We start from the raw sequence: 18,043 nt of genomic DNA, 5'->3' as shown, positions 1-18,043 counted from the left end.
TTGTGTGCCTGGACCTGCGCGATCCATCCTTCAAGGTCGGCGAAGCCGTTGATGCTTGGTCTGGTAGAAGATTTAACCAGGTTAGGGCAGGGAATACTTGTTGGTAACCAGGGCTGTTCCGATGGACGGGAGACAGACATATAGTTGAGATAGACAGGGAGATGAATGGTGTGGCCCAAAAGCAATGGATCGTCTCGGCAGCGCTTCTGCCGCTCTTGTGGACAGGCAGTCCTACACCGATGTTGAAGGCTGAGCCTCAAGTGGGCGATGTGGTCGGGATGGTGCTGTCGACGGATATCCGCGCCTTGGTGAACGGACAGCCTATCCCTTCGATGAATATCGGGGGCTATACGGCGGTGGCGGCGGAGGATCTGCGGCGCTACGGGTTTGAGGTGGCGTGGTCCCCGCAGTCCCGGACGCTGACGATCTACGAGACGCTTGATAAAAAACTGCATCCGCTGCCGGCGGCTCAGGGGAAAGGACAGCCGGCAGGAGCGGTCGTCGGCCAGGTGCTTCACACGGATATCCGGGCGCTGTATTCGACGGACTATGGCGGCTCCACGATCCCTTCGTACAACATTAACGGGCGTACGGCCGTGCTCATGAATGATCTGCAGCCCTTCGGGGACGTGACCTGGGATGCGGGGGAGCGGGTCATCCGTTTCGAGGCCCAAGGTGGAGCGGGGGCCGGCAAAATCCCCCGTCCGGTAGCGGACGGAACGGCGTTCTCTGTTACCGCGGCGGCCGAAGAACGGTTCACCGTTGATGTCCGCGGCCTAGGGTTGTATGCGGCTGAGGAGTCGGCGGGTTACTTGTCGCAGGAGGGCGTGCCGATGCTCGATGCGGGTCTGCTGGCCGAGCGGCTGGGCTACACGGTGACCCGTTCGGCGGCTGGCTGGAGCGCCGCGAAAGGGCTGCACCGGTTCGAGCTGACACCGGATCTTGTGTCTGCGCGGATCTACTGGGACGGCATGCCGACGGGGACGTACGCCATGACCCAGCCGGCGCAGATGCTCGAAGACCGCCCGCATGCCGGTCTGCACGATCTCGTGCAGCTGTTCGGCCTCGCCTGCTGGTGGAGCGAAGAGGGACGCCGCTTGGAGCTGCTGTGGGCGGATTATGCGGTGCGGGACTACGGCCTGCCCGCGGGAGCCCAAGGCGCTTCCCTGCCGGTTCGCGCGGCCGTGGCGGACTACGCTCCGCGGCGCTCCGAGCTGCCGCCGGTCGTGCTGTCGCTGGAAGCGTACGCGAGCACCGCGACGCAGGGCATCGGCGTCCCGGCAGGCGAAGCCGTGAACGGGCGGCAGCAGTCGCTGGCGGAGGTGTCGGTACCGCTGGGCCCGCAGGAGCAGCGCTTGACCGGCACGCTGCGGATCGGCCAGCGCCCACTGTACCGTGGCAGCTATACGGTGCCGCCTGCGGGCAGGTAGGGGCCGTAGCGTGCGGACGTAGCGGACGCGACGCAGGCATCAGCATGCCGAGAGAGGCGAAGCGGTGAACGGGCGGCAGCAGTCGCAGGCGGAGGTGTCGGTACCGCTGGGCCTGCAGGAGCAGCGGATGACCGGCACGCTGCGGATCGGCCAGCGTCCGCTGTACCGTGGCAGCTATACGGTGCCGCCTGCGGGCAGGTAGGTAGAGCTGCGGCGTGGGTTACAGTGCCGCTCGGCCCGCAGGAGCAGCCGGGCACGTGCGGATTGATCGGCATCCGCTCCGCGGCAGCTATACGGTCTCGTCTGCCACAAGGTAGGGAGGAGGTAGGTGAGCTGCCTGCGTCGGGAGGTGTCAGTACCGCAAGGCCCGCAGGAGCAGTGGATGACCGGCACGCTGCGGATCGGGCGCTGGGCATGCAGCATGTACCGTGGCAGCTATACGGTGCCGACTGCAGGGATGAATGCTGGTGGTTGGCCCGGGGAGCGGAGTTTAGGGACGGTTCTCAGTCGGAAAAAGCTGGCGCATGAGGGCAGGGAAAATAGCCTTTTAGTGGTGGGAGCAGGAAGCGAACCTTTGATGGATTTCATCCGAGGAGGAGATCAGGTGCCCGGATTACTGGTTATGGCGGCTCCGGGGATAGCCCCTTTGTTCAGGGCTGCACTGCTTCATGCAGGCTTGCCCAGGAGCAGCAAGGAAGCTGCGGATCGGGCGCTGGGCATGCAGCATAATCGCATTATCCAAATAGAGGAACTCAGATTCGCTATTCAGCGGAATCAGCTGACCAATATGGGAATAGAGGAACTGAGATGCCTTATTCACCCCAATACGTCGTTTCCGGCAGGGGATTCGGACCAATAAAGAACCTGAGTTCCGCTATTTGCAAAATAACCGCCTCAACAGGCCGAATAGCGAACTACAGTTCCGCTATATTGCAAATGCGGTCGCGAATTCTCCTGCTGAGGTACAGCCATGGAGAAGCAGCGCCGGTCGCCTCAAATTTATCCATTGGTTAAATATTGCGGCTGATAAAACACCCGGCCATCAGCTGCAATTCAGCCTCCGCCCGCCTGCCCAAAATAAAAAGACGAGAAGCCAAAGCTCCTCGTCTTAAAGTCATCGGCACTTACACGCTTACCGCGAGTTGGGTGTCCATGAATTCCGTCAGCTGGTTCACGCGGGACGTGATCGTGCTGGTGGATACGCTATATCTTTCGGCCAGTGCCGCTTTGGTGACCTGCGCGGAGCCAAGCTTCTGCGCGATGCAGAATTCGACGGCCGCAGCGAAGACGCCGGTTTTGCGGACGGCCGGAGTCGTACGGATCGTAAAATCGTTCCACAGCGCAACGGCACTGCGGATCTCTTCGTCGCCGTAGCGCCCGGTCATGCCTTCGGTCAGCTCATGTGCCACCTGCTCGTACAGCGGATCGTTCCACTGCAGCGCTTCGCCGGCGGAACAGGCTTCCTCCGCAGCAGCGGCGGGCACGGCTTGTACTTCGGCAGCCTGTGCCGGAGCAGCCTGAGCTGGAGCGGCCTGCGTCGCAGCAGCCTGTGCCGGAGCGGCAACCGCTTTTACCAGAGCGGCCGACAGGGCTTCTTTCAGGGCCTCTGCCTGTAAGCGTTCCTGCGGTGATACGCTGCCGTCCTGGTGCTTGGGCAGACAGCACTTCTTGTACTTGGATCCACTACCGCAGGGACAAGGTTCGTTTCTACCGATTTTCTTGATGGGTAACCCCTCCCGAAATATGTAACATAATCAATGCGTACTATTATACCAATTTCGGGGCCCCCAGGCTACACCAATATTTGGACGGTTTATTTGCTCTCTATCGGAAGGACCCGGAGCATCGCTTTGGCCGTGCCGGCATGGTGGCTCTCGTGCATAATGACAGCGGTCAGGAGCTCGTCAACGGTCTGCATCGACAGGAAATTCTCGAGGGCGGGCGCATCCATCCGGCCGGCGAGTACGGTACGCATACGCGCCGTCTGCTCGTTCAGCTGGGCGACCAGCGTCTCCCAGGACGGAGGTTCCTGCGTCCATTCCGATGGGCGGGTGCCGTTGCTGAATAAGGCGCCGTACGACTCCGGCAGCGCGGAAGGTTCGCCGGAGAGGCGGAACAGGATGCCTTCTCCTACGGTCACGATGTGGCCGAGCTGCCAGTGCAGATGGTTGTTGAAGCCCTGAGGCACCTCGCGGCGCTGATCGGCGGGACACGACTCGGCGGCTTTCAGGAACTGGGTGCGGACACGCTCCACCAGGTCAAACAAAAAGGTCTCTCTCATATGTACTGCCTCCCACATTCTGGAATAACTTCTCTTTCATCGTACCGGAGCGAGGCCCTTCATTCAACCCGTTCACCATAAAAATAAATACTTTGTTTATTTAATAGACAAAGTTCCCCGGTGGTGATATGCTAAGGATAAGAACGCTTTCTTCGAATCGTCCACAGAGGCCGCCGATCCTACGGAGGGGCTCGGGATGAAGGAGGAAGCGGAGTGAATCCACCATTATCCGAGGAGGACTTACCCGTGAGTATTTTCAAGAACGTACCGAAGATTGCCTATGAAGGCCGCAATTCCGATAACCCGTTTGCATTCAAGCACTACAACCCGCAGGAAGTGGTGCTCGGCAAAACGATGGAAGAGCATCTGCGCTTTGCAGTCGCTTACTGGCATACTTATACCGCGAACGGCACCGACCCGTTCGGTGTGGGCACAATGGTCCGCGCCTGGGACAGCTACAGCGGTCTCGATCAGGCGAAGAAGCGCGTAGAAGCGAACTTCGAGTTCCTGGATAAGATCGGCGTTCCGTACTTCTGCTTCCATGACCGCGACATCGCTCCGGAAGGCGAGACGCTGCAGGAGACGAACAAGAACCTCGACGTCATCGTGGCGATGACCAAGGAATACATGCAGTCCAGCGGCAAAAAACTGCTCTGGAACACCGCGAACATGTTCTCGAACCCGCGGTTTGTCCACGGTGCAGGCACGACGAACAATGCGGACGTGTTCGCATATGCGGCAGCCCAAGTGAAGAAGGGCCTCGAAGTGGGGCTCGAGCTCGGCGCGGAGAACTATGTGTTCTGGGGCGGCCGGGAAGGCTACGAGACGCTGCTTAACACGAATATGAAGCTTGAGCTGGATAACCTGGCGCGCCTGCTTCATATGGCTGTAGACTACGCGAAGGAAATCGGCTTCGGCGCCCAGTTCCTCATCGAGCCGAAACCGAAGGAGCCGACGAAGCACCAGTACGACTTCGATGCGGCAACGACGATCGCGTTCCTGCAGAACTACGGCCTGAAGGAGCACTTTAAGCTGAACCTCGAAGCCAACCATGCCACGCTGGCCGGCCACACGTTCGAGCACGAGCTGCATGTGGCGCGCATCAACGGCATGCTCGGTTCCCTCGACGCGAACCAGGGCGACATGCTGCTCGGCTGGGATACCGACGAGTTCCCGACCGACCTGTACTCGGCTACTCTGACGCTGTATGAAGTGCTGAAGAACGGCGGCCTCGGCAAGGGCGGCGTGAACTTCGACGCCAAAGTACGCCGCGGCTCTTTCGAAGACGAGGATCTGTTCTACGCGCACATCGCCGGCATGGACTCCTATGCCCGCGGCCTGAAGGCTGCAGCGAAGCTGATCGAAGAGCGCATTCTCGACGACATCATCGACAACCGCTACCGCAGCTTCAACGAAGGGATCGGTGCCGAGATCGTATCCGGCAAAGCAACGCTGGCTTCCCTCGAGCAGTACGCGCTGCAGAACAATCCGATCCGCAACGAGTCCGGCCGCCTGGAGCGCATCCGCGCTACGCTGAACGAAGTGATCTTCAGCGTATAATCGGCTAGTACGGCCCAAGAGGCTGTCCCTAACCGCTGCAGATCCATAGCATCCGGAATCATGACGTAACCTGCCCGTCCTTGTGCCCGTTCTCCGGTGAGAGCGGCCGGGGGCGGGCTTTTTATGCGGGTGGGCTGGGCTTGTCGGCTTGCGTACCGTACGCCTGTCCCTGAGCGGCAGGTGGAAGCTTCTGGTATAATAGATACAGTCATTCTTATGGCTGTAATGTGTTTCGTTTCCGAAAAGCGGGCTTTACACGAAGCATAGCGGAGAGTAATAACGAAACGGCGAGCAGGGAGGGGAGAGCACATTGGAGGACTTTCAGGAGCTTCGGAAGCTGGTGGAGTTGAGTTCCAATATTGTTTTTTTCGGAGGGGCGGGGACGTCCACGGAGAGCGGAATTCCCGATTTCCGGTCGGCTCAGGGGCTGTTCGAAACCCAGCGGGGCAGCCGGCATGCGCCGGAGGAGATGCTGAGCAGAGACTTCTTCCTGTCCGAACCGGAGGAGTTCTACCGCTTCTACCGGACCCATATGATCCACGCCCAGGCAGAGCCCAATGCGGCTCATCAGGCGCTCGCTCTGCTGGAAAAGGAAGGCCGGCTGAAGGCCGTGATCACGCAGAACATTGACGGGCTGCATCAGAAGGCCGGCAGCGAGCGGGTGCTGGAGCTGCACGGGTCCGTCCACCGCAACTACTGCATGGACTGCCGCAAATTCTTTCCTCTGGAGGCGGTGCTGCAGGCGGAAGAACCGGTTCCGCACTGCGATGCCTGCGGCGGGATTATCAAACCGGATGTCGTCCTGTACCAGGAAGGGCTCGACGAGGAGATCCTATCGGCGGCGGTGGAAGCGATCGAGGCGGCGGACATGCTGATCGTGGCCGGTACGTCGCTGCGCGTGTACCCGGCGGCGGGACTGATCCGCTACTACTCGGGGAGCAAGCTGGTGCTCATCAACAAGTCGGCCACCCCTTACGACAGCTCGGCCAATTACCTCGTTCAGGACAGCATCGGGAAGGTGCTCAGCACGATGGCGGGGGACGCCGGGCCGGAAGTCTGATATAAGAATATGAAGGTCCCTCTTGACAAGAGCTGGGGAGACCCTTTAAGCTTGGGAACAACAAAACCCTGGACAATACAGGAAAACGGAAAGGAGTGCGGCACGATGAAGGCATGGATGGGACTGACGATGACAGCGTTGAAACCGGAGAATGGAGCACCATCGTACGAGCGGAGTCTGGAATCCCAGCACCGCTGCTTTGACGTGGAATCCCATCCCATTCTTGTCCATCGGCCGCCGAACAGGGGTCTCCGGGTTAACCCGACACTGGGTAACTAACCTGTGAGATTTACTCCGTAAACGGCTGCTGATCGGCAATCTTTCTCCGGTTTCGTTTGGACCAGGGGGAGTGCTGGGGCAGCCGTTTTTTTTTGTACCTGTAGGGTCCATCAATTAGTAAAAAAAACTAAATTTATAAAAATATGGTTGACATCTTTCTTGGACCCATGCTACGATGAGCAGCAAGTTAGCAGGCAAGCAAACGAGTAGGCTGGCGAGAAAGCGGTATGGCCGCTGAATCCCATGATATACAGAAGCATCATTCGGCAGAGAATGCCTAAACTCTAAACCAAGGAGGAGGAAGACTCATGAGAACGTACCAAGGGCTTGAATCACAAAATCCGTCCAAGCACATTCAGGGAACATCCCATGAGGAGAGCTTCGACCTTCGTCCTCCACGCAGCATCCATATACCGTCACGCCGTCCAGTTGATAGGGGGCCCGTGTAAGCATAACCGGTATGTGTGAGGCTGCGGACCGCAGCCTTTTTCTTTTGCCCGAGGGGGGAGAAAAAGGAGCGGCGCAGTCTTTTTTATTGGCACTAAAAGGCAACGCAGAAAGAACCGTACAGGGCAGAAGCCCTTCATTCCAAGGAAAGGAGAGGACATCATGGAACGCATTATGCATAACATTAGCGAACAGATTAGCTTGGATCTGTTGGGGGCACAGCTGTCTCAACAGCAGAAATTTACGGTTCTTCGGCCGGAGTCCGCCTGCACGCTTGGTGCAGACGAACAGGCCGTTCATGAGAACCAGAACGGCAGCAGCACCTTGGCCGCTCCTCTCCTGAGGGAGGAGGAGCAGACCTGACCTACCCGCAGAGCACGGCGGGTTACCTTAGGCGTACCAGGATGCAGGCTGCCGGATCACCGCGGCTTCTCAGTAACTTGGAGTCAATCCAAGGCGGGGAGTCACGTGGAAGGCAGTCTTTTTGGTGTGCTTGGGCGCTCGGATCTATCCATTTGCGTTCCGTTGTGCTGCGCACAAAGGTCACTACCAAATGGATAGATCCTCGCTGGCAGGGAAGTGCGAAAGGCCCGTGCGTACGCTCGACTTATTCCTTCTCGTTCTGTTGTGCTGCGCACAAAGGTCACTGCCAAATGAATAGATCCTCGCTGGCAGGGGAAGGGCGGAATACAGTTCCGTTGTGCTGCGCACAAAGGTCACTTTCAAATGAATAGAGCGTCGCTGGCAGCTTCTCAAGCGTCACCATGGAGAACATAGCGCAAAGGCAGCGCAGCCGACTGTGGATCGGCAGGTGCGGGTTCGAGTCCCGCTGTTCTCCCCATATCATCATGGGCAGCAAGTCACAGAAGCCGCTGTATTATCGGCGGCCGGCAGACGGTAACGGGTCACTCCCGTTCCTGCCCGTCCAACTCAAGCAATCAAGTTGCATTTAGGCGCATTAGGCAAGAGGTACGACGCTCCGTTCTATTCCTTCTCGTTCCGTTGAGCTGCGCACAAAGGTCACTTTCAAATGAATAGAGCGTCGCTGGCAGTTTCTTATGCGTCACTATGGAGAACATAGCGCAAAGGCAGCGCGGCCGATTGTGGATCGGCAGGTGCGGGTTCGAGTCCCGCTGTTCTCCCCAAACCAAAGAAAAGACTAACGCGAAAGGATGACATGTACGAGTGTACAGGTGAACCCGATGAGAACAAGAACGACTTACATGCCCATGACCCCTGAGCTGCGCTTCCACAATCTGACGGAGCAAAGGCTCACCCCTGCCGATGTGCTGGACCGCATACAGAGGTTCGCGATGCAGGACCCGCGTGCTGCGTACGATCTGGTGATCGGCAGCGACAGCCAGGTGCACCGCGGCCACACGAAGCTCGTGACCGGAATCATACTCCACCGCCTGGGGCGGGGAGCCTGGGCCTGCTGCCGGACGGTGGTGCTCCCAAGGGAGCTGACCTCGGTGAAGGAGAAGCTGAGCCTGGAGACCTCGCTGTCCCAGGAGGCGGCCTGGTGCCTGGAGGAGCTTCAGGCGATAGAGACCTTGGAGGATCTGCTGCTGCCCTATGTGTATCAAGGGGCCGCGCTGCGCACTTTTATCGATATCGATGCGGGAACGCATCCGTCGAAGAACAAGACCTCCCTCTATCTCCAGGAGATGGTGGAGCGGGTCAGGGCGATGGGGACGTACGCCGTTCGCGTCAAGCCTGAATCGTACGGAGCATCCGCGTATGCGAACCGATATACCAAATCACCCGCACGGTCAGCTCTCGGTTGACCGGTCAGCACCCCAAACCCGCTGGAGGACAGCATGAAATGAAGGAGCGAATCAACAGTGAACAGGATTCACAAGCTGCACGGCAGCAATCATCATGAGATCGGGCTGGAGCATGGCAGCCTGCACGTTTTTGCCAATGACGAGGTGTTCGGCACCTTCGAGGACCGCGTCTATGAGATGGCGGACAACAACCTGCGCATCCCGCGCAGCGTCTATATGAGCTACACGCCGGACGCCCATATCGGGATTGGAACCTGTATCGGCACCACGGCGGTGTGGGGACTGAAGGACGGCTTCGTCTCTCCCTCCATCGTCGGCGTGGATATCGGCTGCGGCATGCGGGTGCATACGACCCCGCTGCATAAGCGCGACATCCAGGACAAAGGCGTCCGCCGGGCTCTGATCCGGGCCATCGAGAAGTATGTGCCGACGAATGAACGAAAGAATTCCAACTACGAAGATATCGATGTGATGGAAGTCGTCCAGCACGGCCTGCAAGGGCTGCCGGAACGCTATGTACCGGGAGAGCGGTGGCTGACGCATGTGGAGCAGGCCTCGTTCGCTTTTGACCCGGCGGCGCTCGAGTACCTGCCTCCCAATATCCGCAAGAATGCGCACGGGCAGCTCGGCACCCTGGGCAGCGGCAACCACTTCTGCGAGATCCAGTACCTGGAGATCGCGGAGGAGCACAAGGATACGGCGGCCGCCTGGGGATTGTTCGACGGCCAGGTCGTCGTCATGATCCACTCCGGCTCACGGGCCTGGGGAGCGATGCTCGGACGCGAATATACGCAGGTCATCCGGGGGGCGATGCAGTCCTGGGGCGTAACGAACCCGGACCCGAACGTGATCTATGCGCCGATCGGCAGTACGGAAGGGCGGACGTACCTGAACCTCATGAACTCGGCGCTGAACTTTGCGGTAAGCAACCGGCACATGATCGCGTTCGGCGTGCAGGAGGCGTTCCGCGAGGTGTTCGGTCCGCAGATGGAGCTGCCCGTGCTGTATGATCTTATGCATAACTATGCGCTGAAGGAGTTTCACCGGAACCAAGGCATGCTCGTACACCGCAAAGGAGCGACACGGGCTCTGCCGCCGAAGCATTATATGAACACGCCGGCTTACATGGCGACCGGCCACCCAGCGCTGATTCCGGGTTCCATGGGGACCTCATCGTACATCATGGTGGGCCGGGACGAGGGGATCAAAAACTTCTACTCGATCTGCCACGGCGCAGGCCGGCTGCGTTCCCGCCGGGCGACGAAGCAGGCGGTGACGGTGGACCAGTTCGAGCAGTCGCTGAAGGTCGGCACGGAGGACGAAATCCTGGTCAACCACCGGTCGCTGGCGGCGATTCTCGACGAGTGCCCGCAGGCTTACAAGGATGTCGATCAGATCATCGACAGCGTCGTCGGCGCAGGTCTCGCGGATGTCGTAGCCAAGTGCAGGCCGATGGCGGCTATCAAAGGGTTGTAAGACGCGGAAGAGAGCAGCCCAAGAACGGCTGAATGTTCAATCATGTTCTATTGAAGAGAGGAGTGATACCTATGAAATTGGCAGAAGCACTGATGCTTCGGGCGGACTGCCTGAAGCGGATCGAACAGCTCAAGGTGCGGCTGGTCCGCAGCGCCAAGGTGCAGGAGGGGGAGCTTCCCGGCGAGAAGCCGGAGGACCTGTTCCGGGAGCTGTCGGAGACGCTGGACCGGCTGGAGTCGCTGATCATCGGCATCAACCGGACCAACTCGGAAACCGCGTTCCGCTCGGATGCCTCCCTCGCGGCCGTCCTGGCCGAGCGGGACATCCTGGCGATGCGCCGCACCATCGTGCAGAGCGTCATTGAGGCGGCGGCGATCAAGCAGGACCGTTACAGCAAATCTGAGGTGAAGTTCGTGCCGACCGTCGGCGTCGCCGAGCTGCAGAAGCAGGTTGACGGCTACGCCAAGGCGTACCGGGAGCTCGACATGAAGATCCAGGAGCTGAATTGGCAGACGGATCTGTTGCCGGTTTCGATCGACGGGTAGCTGAAGCAGCACACACAAGCGGCCGGATGGCGGCGCCTGCCTTGAAATAACATGGCGCAGCCAGCCGGTGGGAGCCGTCCGGCAGCCGGAAGCGGGCACAGCCCTCCAACTGGGAAAGTTGGAACCTGGGTAGGGACGAGGGGCCATGCCCTGGCAGGTTCGATTCCTGCAGTCATGACTTAGCCCATAACCAGGTACAAGCGTACGCGTCATTGTCAATGTAACGACCACATGCCGGTCTGCTGCCGGACGGCGGGGCGGGTGGGAGTAAGAAAGAGGGAGGGGCCGCTGGCCTCTCCCTTTTGTTATGCGCCAATAGTGATGGTTGTGTCCATTAAGAAAAATATGGATTGAATTTTTTGTAACTCTTGATTATAATACAAGACATAACAAATAAAAGCGTTTTCATTAAGGAGGTGAGACAATCAATGAAGGCCGCAGGGATGAATATTACGTTCCGGCACTTTCCTCTCACGTATTTTTTGGACGCCATGAACGAGCTGGGGATCGGCCATATCGAGCTGTGGGCAGGCGAACCCCACCTGTATGTGTACCGGAATGCGCTCGGCACGATTCGAAGCATCCGGCAGCAGGTGGCTGCACGGAACCTGAAGATTGTATGCTATACGCCGGAACAGTGCGTATATCCCTTTAATCTCGCGGCTTCCGATTCGGATTGGCGGCAGAAGAGCATCGAGTATTTCAAGGATAATCTGTATGCGGCTGCGGAGCTGGAGGCAGGCACCATGCTGCTCACCTCAGGGATAGGGGACTTCTCGGTTTCCCTGGAGGAGTCTTGGAAGTATGCCGCCGATTCGCTCTTCCGGCTCTGCGAAGCGGCGGAACGGAAAGGCATAACCCTGGCCCTGGAACCGCTGACCCGGTTCGAGTCGAATCTCATTACCGATGCCGGCGGAGTCAAACGGATGCTCGAAGAGGTGGGATCCCCGGCGCTGAAGGGAATGATCGATACGGTCGCCATGCAGCTGGCGGGAGAACATCCGGAGGATTATTGGGCGCTGCCGGGAGGAGTCTCCCACGTTCACCTGATCGACGGAGACGGGCAGTCCGATGCCCATCTGGCCCTGGATGACGGGGTGCTGAATTGGAGGCAGTATCTGGCCGGCCTTCAGCAGTGCGGTTACGAGGGAGCCTGCACATTGGAAATCATGGGGTACGCATACTATCGGAATCCGAAAGACACGATGAAGCAGTCCATCGGCAAACTTCAGGAACTCGGTGTTTTATCATCTGGATAGGGAGGAATTCTCTATGGGCAGCGGTACGCTCACGAGAAAATTGGGCTTCTGGTCCGCCTTGGCGATCGCGGTGGGAACGACGATCGGCTCGGGGATCTTCGTCTCCACGGGGGATGTGGCGAGGGCGGCGGGAACCCCTTCGATTTCGATTCTGGCCTGGATCATGCGCGGACTCATCGCGATTCCGCGAGTGATGGTGCTTGCCGAACTCGTCCACGGCTTACCCGCAAAATGGAAGCGGTTACGTGTATCTGAATAAAGCGGGCTGGAGGCCCATGGCCTTCCTGTACGGCTGGGCGACCTTTTGGGCGCTGGACCCTCCGTCGATATCGATCATGGCCTTGGCGATTGTCTCCTATGCGGCGAGCTTCTTTCCGTTCTTCTCCGGCATAGCCGGCAAACTGCTGGGCGTTGCGCTGATCCTGGCGATTACTTCCCTTCATTACCGGAGCGTGAAGGAAGGGGGCCGCTTTCAAGTGGTGATCACCGCCTTCAAGATCATCCCCTTCCTGATCGTTATCGTTCTGGGGCTGATGTATATGAACCCGGAATACTTCGCTTATACGCCGGCCCCGGAAGCGCAGCCGGGCAGCTTGATCGGCGGCGTGTCGGCAACGACCTGGGCCTATACGGGGATGGCGGCGATCTGCTTCATGGCCGGAGAGTTCAAGAATCCCGGGAAGGTTCTTCCGCGTGCCTTGATCAGCTCGGTGCTGATCGTACTCGCTCTCTACACCCTGCTTGCGGTGTGTGTCACAGGGCTGATGCCGTTCGGCGAACTGATGGGCTCGAGTGCAGCCCTCTCCGATGCGGTGAAGCATATTCCGGGGCTGTCGGGGGCAGCCTCCCCGTTCGTTGCCGTGACGGCGATCATCGTGATTCTCGGTTCCCTGAGCTCCTGCATTATGTTTCAGCCCCGCCTCGAGTATGCCATGGCCAAGGACGGCTTGTTCTTTCGGCGCTTCGCGAAGGTGCATCCGAAGTATGAAACCCCCAGCTTCTCGATTCTTGCCCAGGTGACGCTGGCCTGCTTCCTTGTGTTCTTCAGCAATCTGACGGAGCTGCTCGGCTATTTTACCCTCATTCAGCTCGTCATTAATATCATGGACTTTGCGGCAGTGTATAAGTGCAGGAAGCGGGAGGATTACCAGCCGGTCTATCGGATGCCGGCATGGAGGGTGACGACCGTCCTGGCCATTCTGGGGGCGGCCTGGCTGGCATGGGGGACATTCACCTGGGCACCGGTGCAGGGGATGGTGGCTGCGCTCATCGTGATCGCTACAGGCTTGCCGGTATACTACTATTGGGAAAAGAAGCACGGCCATGTACGTTCGGCCGGCAGTCCCATCCTTACGCCCGACTCCCATGAAGGGCCGCCTATGAGCTGACCTGGCTGGTTACCCAAGGGATCCGAAATGGGTTGCATATTTTGTATCAATTGAATACAATACAAGACATAACAAATATAAAGAGTGGAGTGCACACCGCTCCGCCCGGGGAGGGGCTTACCCGATGTTAAAATTCGATGAAACGTTATTCTTGAAGCTGGTCGAGGAGGAAGGTCTAGCCTTCAGGGGTCAGATCGAAGAGATCGTGGACGGCATCTGCCAAAGGGGCTTCAGCAATCTGTTCCTGATCGGCGCCGGCGGCACGATCGCTATGATGTACCCTTACGAGTATATCCTCAAGTCCAACTCCACCATAGATGTGCATGCGGTGATTGCGGCGGAATTCATGGCCATGAACCACAAGCACTTCACCAAGGATTCGGTCTGTATCTTCACCTCGGTATCCGGCACGACCCAGGAAACTGTGGCTGCGGCGGAATACTGCAAGGCCGGAGGAGCGACCACGATCGCACTGGTTGCCGAACCGGGAACCCCGCTGACCCGGATTGTCGACCACTGCATCACGACGGGCTCGGAGAAGCATTCCTTCGATACGTTCTTCATGCTGCTGTACATGGTCGTCTTCCGTTTCATGCATAACCGCGGGGAGTTTCCGCAGTATGAGCAGTTCACGAAGGAGGTGGCCCTGCTTCCGCGGGCGATTCTCCAGGCGGTCAAGGTCTTCGACAGCAGGGCGGAAGCCTTCGCGGTCCGGCACAAAGATACGGCCTATCATATGATGGTGGGCTCCGGCAACCTGTGGGGCAACACGTATTCTTACGCCATGTGTATTCTCGAGGAGATGCAGTGGATTCATGCGAAGTCGATTCATGCGGCGGAATTCTTCCACGGCACGCTGGAACTGGTTCTCGAAGATACGAGCGTGATTCTGCTCAAGGGCGAGGACGAGACGAGACCGCTCACCGACCGGGTCGAACGCTTCTGCGAGAAGATTACGAGAGAGCTCACCGTCATCGATACCCGGGACTTCGCAATGGAGGGAATCAGCGGGGAGTTCCGGAAGCATTTTGCCGTGAGCATCAACTGGGCCGTTCTCAGCCGCATCAGCGTCTACCTGGAGCGGGAGAGAAACCATCCGTTAACCCTTAGAAGGTACTACCGGCAGATGGAATATTAAGAGACCGGGGGCAGGGAGGACCGCCGTCCGGCGGTTCTCCCCCCTCCGGACCGGGGAAGGCGGGAGACAAGATGAGAATCGTAACGGTCGGAGACAACTGCATGGATGTCTACGGGGCGGGCGGGAAGGCATACCCGGGAGGCAATCCGGTGAATGTGGCGGTTTATCTGAGCGGCCTCGGCGCCGAGTCGGCTTATGTAGGCTGGGTCGGAACCGACGCCTACGGGAAGATGATGATCGAGGCCATACGGGCCAAGGGGGTCGATACCTCACGAATCACCAGAGCGGAGGGACGAACGGCTGTTACCTGCGTAGAGATGGACGGAAGCGAGAGGAAGCTCGGGGATTACGATGAAGGAGTCAACGCCCAGCTCCGTTTAACGGCCGAGGATCTGCAGTTTATTCAGTCGTATGAGCTCGTGCACTCGGGGATCTGGGGGCATGCGGAGGAATACTTCCCTCTTTTTAAAGAGAAGGGCCTTCAGACCTCGTTCGACTTTGCCGACCGGTTGAATCACGAGCTGGCAGCGAGCCTGCCGCCCCATGTGGATTATCCGTTCTTCTCCTATACGCAGGACGACGGGTATATCCGGCAGTGGCTGAAGGAAGTCCAGGGACGCGGGCCGAAGATCGCGGTGGCCACCCTGGGTGAGAACGGCTCTCTCGCCTATGACGGCAGCCGGTTCTACCGGTGCGGTGTGGAGCAGGTGAACGTGGTGGATACGATGGGAGCGGGCGATTCGTACATCGCGGGCTTTCTGCACGCGCTGCTGCGGGGGCTTCCGGTACAGGAATGCATGGAAGCAGGGACCCGGGCGGCGGCGAAGACGATCGGATATTGGGGCGCATGGTGACTGGAGCAGGCCATCAATGTATAATACATACTATACAATCATTGATGGATGAGGATGAGGATGCAATGGGCTTGAATCCTTCGACCCCCCAGCCGCTGTACATGCAGATCCGGCAGATGTTGAAGAAAGATATCCAGCACGGCAAATATAAACCGGATGAGCAGATTCCTACCGAGGCGGAGCTTTGCGACACCTACAATGTAAGCCGGATCACGATACGCAAAGCGATAGAGGAGCTCGTGAAGGAAGGCACGCTGACCCGGATTCCCCGCAGGGGCACCTTCGTCACCTCCAACAAGTTCCACAATGAGCTGCTGTCTGTGAGCGGTTTCTCGGAGTTCAGCTATCAGCTCGGCATGATCCCCAATTCCCGCATTCTGCGCAGCGAAGTCATTCCGGCCGGGGAAGAGGCCGCCGGGCATCTCAAGATTGAACCCGGAAGCCCGGTGCTGGAGCTGGAGCGGCTCATGTATGTCAACGACCGTCCGCTCTTCTATGATATCGCCCACTACTCGCTGATCCGCTTTCCGGATCTGGAGAAGAAGATCGCGATGAACGATTCCACCTACAAAATCCTCGCGGAGGAGTACCATACGGAGATTGTCAGCAACGACAAGATCATCGGGGTCATCGGTGCCACGAAGGACTACGCCCGGCTGCTGGAATGCGATGTGGGAGCCAACCTCTTCCGGATCGTCAAGGTCGCCTTCGACGCGGACGATGAGCCGGTACATCTGTCCACATATATGTGTGAGACCAATAAGGTGAATCTGACGGTTCACCGGGCCAAATAGGGTCATGCCAATAGGCATGGCCCTATTTATTGTTGTCGGGGCGGGGTGATCTCACTGCAATAAAGCAGAGGACCTCTTACCGTGTCAGCGTGGATTGGACTTCTGCAGGTGTCTTCCGCCCAAGCGTGCTCCACGCAAGGTAGTTGCCGACGAATAGGATCGCGATGTACAGGTATAGTCCGCCGCCGATCAGCTTCGACAACAGGTGGAGCCCTGGGAAGACGGCCAGAAGCAGCAGCAGAGGAAGCGCTCTCCATCCTTCACTTTGAGCTTCGTTGAAAGGCCGGGAGAACGGCAGGCTGAAGCCCAGAATACGGAAGCTGAGGACCGAGAACAGGCAGAGGCCAAGCAGGACCGCAGCCAGGTCGGGCGCAATCCGAAGGCCGTAGAGGGCCATGAAGAGCAGGCTGTCCAGCAGGAATATCGGCAGCAGGAGCCTGGTTAGGGCTGCCTTGAGCGTTCCCCTGTAGATGGCTCCCGTATCCCGCAGCGGAGCCGCGCCATAGATCCAGGCCCCTTTGTAGGAGCCGGAATAGCCCAGCATGAGGATGAGCGTGGGAACCAGCATTGCACAGAGATAGATGGCGTAATAGGCGGACCCTGCAGCCATATCGCTCCACCCCTTGAGCATCGCTGTCTGGAGCGGGAAGACGAACGGGAAGACCAGAGAGAAGCCGAGGGAAGGATAGACCTTCAGCTTGAACTCCCGTTCGCTGCCCATCATGCGGTAAGCGAAGCGGAAGAAGGCCCGCTCCTCGGGCGAACGGCAGAGCAGGGCGGAGAGCCGTCCGCCGCTCTTCCGTCCGCGGCGGGCCGGTGCGTCGTGCGACGTCAGCTTCACCAGATGGCGCTCGAACGAAGGCATCGCGCGTACATAGATCAGGAGCGCGAGTACCGGAATCAGCAGCGCCATGGCAGAGAGGACAGCCAGGTAAGGGTGCCGGTCTCCCTGCAGCAGCCAACCGAACGGAGCCCCGAACCACAGCGGGGGCAGCAGCAAATTCCACCAGGACGGCGTGAAGGTGGTTTCCAGGCCGATGAGTTGAAAGGCCCTGCTCACGAGCTGGTACCCGATCATGATGGAGACCGAAAGGGCGATTTGGACCATGTTGATCAGGTCCTTGAGCCGTTCCCCGTCGAACCGCTTCAGGATCAGGAGGTACAGCAGAGCGGTCAGGACGAGGATCAGCAGATCCATCAGCGCCAGCTCGACCAGGAAGAGGAGCGTGAAGAGCGGCCCGTGCCGGAAGACGGAAACCAGGAGCGGTGCCGCGGCGATCGCGAGTGTCATCTGTGTCATATAGACCAGCACATGCACGGTCCGGGTCATCTGCAGCGTCCGCCGGTTGACGGGGCGGGTGTACAGGATGGTTTTGTCACGGGTGTCCAGGAGCACGGAAGAGAAGTCCGAGATGAAGGAGGAGCTGAGCAGGAACATGAACAGGGAGAACACAATGCTCATCTGGAACATCCAGCTGCCCCCTATGAACAGGAAGGGAGCCATGACGATGCCCATGAAGGCATACATCCCGAGCCCTTTCAGAAAGTGATTGCTTTCCCCGGCATTCCCCGGCTCATCCGAGCCTTTCTTGGCGGTGCCCGACAGGATCACCGGAACCCGCCTGCGGTCCATGGTCAGCTTGGTTCTCAGGATCAGCCGCATCAGGGGGTAATCCACCCCCAGCCGTCTGAAGAGACCTTGAAGCCGGTCCAGCAGGCGTAAGGTCAGGAAGTCGTTCATCGGC

17 protein-coding genes, 2 tRNA genes and 2 pseudogenes are annotated in these 18,043 nt (G+C 58.8%); 17 read left to right on the top strand and 4 right to left on the bottom strand.

The annotated features are described in order from the left end of the window. The first annotated feature begins 170 nt into the window (after positions 1-170). The 3 genes from PM3016_RS32660 (at position 171) to PM3016_RS32655 (ending at position 2,289) form a co-directional block, all read left to right on the top strand. Positions 171-1,430 carry a hypothetical protein gene (locus tag PM3016_RS32660; RefSeq protein ID WP_013920735.1) on the top strand — a complete coding sequence of 420 codons (1,260 nt, stop codon included), beginning with the start codon at positions 171-173 and terminating at the stop codon, positions 1,428-1,430. A gap of 64 nt (positions 1,431-1,494) precedes the next feature. After that, positions 1,495-1,632 (top strand): hypothetical protein, encoded by a 138-nt coding sequence (locus tag PM3016_RS38995; protein ID WP_187297983.1) that lies wholly within the window; start codon positions 1,495-1,497, stop codon positions 1,630-1,632. Between the two features lie 180 nt (positions 1,633-1,812). Next, positions 1,813-2,289 carry a hypothetical protein gene (locus PM3016_RS32655; RefSeq protein ID WP_041617571.1) on the top strand — a complete coding sequence of 159 codons (477 nt, stop codon included), beginning with the start codon at positions 1,813-1,815 and terminating at the stop codon, positions 2,287-2,289. Positions 2,290-2,554: 265 nt separating this feature from the next. Here the strand turns inward: PM3016_RS32655 and PM3016_RS39200 are convergent, their stop codons facing one another. The 3 genes and pseudogenes from PM3016_RS39200 to PM3016_RS32645 all read right to left on the bottom strand — a co-directional run bounded on the left by PM3016_RS39200 (position 2,555) and on the right by PM3016_RS32645 (position 3,711). Then, the gene (locus PM3016_RS39200) at positions 2,555-2,914 is read right to left on the bottom strand and encodes a hypothetical protein (protein ID WP_013920731.1); all 360 of its coding nucleotides are present in this window, start codon (positions 2,912-2,914) and stop codon (positions 2,555-2,557) included. A gap of 168 nt (positions 2,915-3,082) precedes the next feature. After that, positions 3,083-3,145: pseudogene (locus PM3016_RS40995) on the bottom strand (SEC-C metal-binding domain-containing protein); the annotation flags it as partial. Positions 3,146-3,243: 98 nt separating this feature from the next. Beyond that, a complete protein-coding gene (locus PM3016_RS32645) occupies positions 3,244-3,711 on the bottom strand; it encodes a DinB family protein (RefSeq protein ID WP_013920730.1) in 468 nt (155 codons plus the stop codon). Between the two features lie 246 nt (positions 3,712-3,957). On the opposite strand from PM3016_RS32645, the gene xylA reads away from it, so the two are divergent. From xylA to PM3016_RS32580, 14 genes and pseudogenes are all read left to right on the top strand, one after another. After that, a complete protein-coding gene (gene xylA / locus PM3016_RS32640; protein ID WP_013920729.1) occupies positions 3,958-5,271 on the top strand; it encodes a xylose isomerase in 1,314 nt (437 codons plus the stop codon). Between the two features lie 310 nt (positions 5,272-5,581). Continuing rightward, positions 5,582-6,331: an NAD-dependent protein deacylase gene (locus tag PM3016_RS32635; protein ID WP_013920728.1), complete on the top strand. Its 750-nt coding sequence runs from the start codon at positions 5,582-5,584 to the stop codon at positions 6,329-6,331. A 105-nt stretch (positions 6,332-6,436) separates the two neighbouring features. Continuing rightward, on the top strand, positions 6,437-6,610 hold the full coding sequence (locus PM3016_RS38990; RefSeq protein WP_014372328.1) for a hypothetical protein: 174 nt from the start codon (positions 6,437-6,439) through the stop codon (positions 6,608-6,610). 609 nt (positions 6,611-7,219) lie between these two features. After that, positions 7,220-7,420, top strand: coding sequence for a hypothetical protein (locus PM3016_RS32630; RefSeq protein ID WP_014372327.1), 201 nt, complete (start codon positions 7,220-7,222; stop codon positions 7,418-7,420). Positions 7,421-7,824: 404 nt separating this feature from the next. Then, positions 7,825-7,898, top strand: a tRNA-His gene (locus PM3016_RS32625). A 230-nt stretch (positions 7,899-8,128) separates the two neighbouring features. Further along, positions 8,129-8,202, top strand: a tRNA-His gene (locus PM3016_RS32620). Between the two features lie 57 nt (positions 8,203-8,259). Then, positions 8,260-8,844, top strand: coding sequence for a ribonuclease H-like YkuK family protein (locus tag PM3016_RS32615; protein ID WP_014372326.1), 585 nt, complete (start codon positions 8,260-8,262; stop codon positions 8,842-8,844). Between the two features lie 57 nt (positions 8,845-8,901). Beyond that, the gene (locus PM3016_RS32610; RefSeq protein WP_014372325.1) at positions 8,902-10,320 is read left to right on the top strand and encodes an RtcB family protein; all 1,419 of its coding nucleotides are present in this window, start codon (positions 8,902-8,904) and stop codon (positions 10,318-10,320) included. 71 nt (positions 10,321-10,391) lie between these two features. Continuing rightward, positions 10,392-10,865 (top strand): DIP1984 family protein, encoded by a 474-nt coding sequence (locus PM3016_RS32605; protein WP_014372324.1) that lies wholly within the window; start codon positions 10,392-10,394, stop codon positions 10,863-10,865. Positions 10,866-11,293: 428 nt separating this feature from the next. Next, positions 11,294-12,124: a sugar phosphate isomerase/epimerase family protein gene (locus tag PM3016_RS32600; protein WP_014372323.1), complete on the top strand. Its 831-nt coding sequence runs from the start codon at positions 11,294-11,296 to the stop codon at positions 12,122-12,124. Between the two features lie 13 nt (positions 12,125-12,137). Then, positions 12,138-13,512 (top strand): annotated as a pseudogene (locus tag PM3016_RS32595) (amino acid permease). A gap of 124 nt (positions 13,513-13,636) precedes the next feature. Then, complete coding sequence (locus PM3016_RS32590) at positions 13,637-14,650, top strand: SIS domain-containing protein (protein ID WP_014372322.1); 1,014 nt, start codon at positions 13,637-13,639, stop codon at positions 14,648-14,650. Between the two features lie 71 nt (positions 14,651-14,721). Further along, entirely contained in the window at positions 14,722-15,504 is a 783-nt protein-coding gene (gene frlD, locus PM3016_RS32585) for a fructoselysine 6-kinase (protein ID WP_013920719.1), read from the top strand. Positions 15,505-15,569: 65 nt separating this feature from the next. After that, positions 15,570-16,298 (top strand): GntR family transcriptional regulator, encoded by a 729-nt coding sequence (locus tag PM3016_RS32580; protein ID WP_014372321.1) that lies wholly within the window; start codon positions 15,570-15,572, stop codon positions 16,296-16,298. A 76-nt stretch (positions 16,299-16,374) separates the two neighbouring features. Here PM3016_RS32580 and PM3016_RS32575 read toward each other — a convergent pair whose 3' ends face one another. Continuing rightward, positions 16,375-18,039, bottom strand: a complete 1,665-nt coding sequence (locus PM3016_RS32575) for a hypothetical protein (RefSeq protein WP_014372320.1) — start codon at positions 18,037-18,039, stop codon at positions 16,375-16,377. Positions 18,040-18,043 lie beyond the last annotated feature (4 nt).

The organism is Paenibacillus mucilaginosus 3016, from assembly GCF_000250655.1.
Classification (GTDB): domain Bacteria; phylum Bacillota; class Bacilli; order Paenibacillales; family NBRC-103111; genus Paenibacillus_G; species Paenibacillus_G mucilaginosus.
This window is presented reverse-complemented; position numbering and strand designations above follow the sequence as displayed.